General features: G+C 37.9%; 2 protein-coding genes and 1 pseudogene. 2 read left to right on the forward strand and 1 reads right to left on the reverse strand.

Annotated elements, in window-relative coordinates:
• Nucleotides 1-160 (forward strand): asparaginase domain-containing protein (locus tag F6K51_RS38860; protein WP_365940630.1); only part of this gene is annotated, 160 nt, incomplete at its 5' end.
• A 229-nt stretch (nucleotides 161-389) separates the two neighbouring features.
• Here the strand turns inward: F6K51_RS38860 and F6K51_RS36855 are convergent.
• Nucleotides 390-608, reverse strand: a complete 219-nt coding sequence (locus tag F6K51_RS36855) for a hypothetical protein (RefSeq protein WP_075906817.1) — start codon at nucleotides 606-608, stop codon at nucleotides 390-392.
• A gap of 221 nt (nucleotides 609-829) precedes the next feature.
• Here F6K51_RS36855 and F6K51_RS36860 point away from each other — a divergent pair.
• Nucleotides 830-1,651: pseudogene (locus F6K51_RS36860) on the forward strand (hypothetical protein); the annotation flags it as partial.

Consider the following 1,651-nt stretch of genomic DNA (forward strand, 5'->3'; position numbering starts at 1 on the left):
ACGCTTCAACACCGATGCACTCCAAAACGTCTGTGGTGCCGTAACCTCCTGTTGTGAAGGTGTACCGGAAGTTTGTCTGTACTTTGATTCCACCTTAATGAGGGGCAATCGCACGGTCAAGACCAACTCCAGTGAGAATCGTAGGGTGGGCAGTGGCTAAAGGGATTGGTAAGTTTGGTAAATCTGTGTGCTCCACTGCCCACCAGACATAAACTACGGGATACTCCATCGGGAGACGCGACGCGATTCTCCTAGGGAGATGCTACGCGATTGGCCGTAGGCCACGCTACGCGAACGCGTTTTCCATGAAAGCTATCCCCTTGGTTAAGGTAAAATTCCTCGGCAGTAAGGGTTGAAAATGGCGATAAAATCAAAAATTAACTATTGAGTTAGTTTAAAACATTGCTCACAATCACGATAACAGTAGCACTCGCAATTAAGCCAAAAGCTAACTGAATCACCCATTGTGTGGCTTGTTGGTAATTGCTAAATCTTTCATCAAACTTTTTCACTTCATCTGAAAGCTCATCAAGTTTTCGGATTACATCAGTTAATGTCGGTTCTGGATATTGATTGTGGTTCGGTTCTGGATCGGTAGTTAGTGTCATCGTTAAACTGTTATAATCCTAGTTATAATTATAACAAATTCCGTAAGCAATCCCACAGCATTTTACTTATATATAGCCAAGTATAATGTGTATTAATAACCGTTGCAATGTAGCTGGGGGGGCGACGAAACAGTCTGAAATGCTTGGTATGTAAAGTTTGTAGGATTTTGTGGTATAAAAAGGTAGGTCTCTCAATTTGCAACAAGACCTACCTATAGACAATGTTACCAGAATTCTACCAAAACCATCTCAAAAGTCAATTGAGTCTAGCTGAATATATTTTCTTAAAAATTTTTATAAATCTATTACAGTCAATTAAAAAAGTTAATTTAGAAAAATTAGCCAATGCTCTCCCTTTACCCATTAAATTTAAAAGTAGAAGAAAAAGAATCCGAAGGTGCGCTTTCCGTTGGCGAATTAAATTCGCCACGGGTCGCACCTAAAGATTTTTATCGTTACCAAAGTTAACAATTGAAGACTTGTGGTTTCCAATAGTTGAAGAATGCTTGAAAAGATACTTTACCGATGAAAAACTAATTTATTTAGCAATTGATAGAACGAATTGGTGTTATATCAATTTATTCATGGTTAGCCTCATTTGGGATAAAAGCGATGCAGCGCGGTCTTGGGGGTTCCCCCCATGAGCGACTGCATCAAGACAGAGCGTTTCCACTATATTTTACCTTGTTACCCAAGTTAGGTAGTAGTAATTTAAAAGAACAACAAAGTATTTTATCAAAAGTTATCCCGATTTTAAAAAACTCTAAAATCTGTGTATTGGGAGATTGACCTTTGGTCACGCTTCGCGAACGAGAATTTTGTTCTGTAAAGTTAGCAAATCATCTTCAGTAATTGGGTAGAGATTTTTGTTTGCGTTTAAAAAAGAATGAGTTAGTTGAATATCAAAAAAATAGTTGGATTAAATTAAATGATTTAGGTCTAGTACCTGGAGTGTCTTTATTTATTAAAGGAATTAAAGTCACGAAGACTCGTGGTTTCCTAAGTTTTAATATTGCCGCTAAATGGAAACGTAAACTTAACGG

This window comes from Moorena sp. SIO3I8 (genome assembly GCF_010692325.1).
Classification (GTDB): Bacteria; Cyanobacteriota; Cyanobacteriia; order Cyanobacteriales; family Coleofasciculaceae; genus Moorena.

Coding starts and splice junctions, on each gene's coding strand:
- F6K51_RS36855 (WP_075906817.1), bottom strand. CDS start 608: ATGACACTAACTACCGATCCAGAACCGAACCACAATCAATATCCAGAA.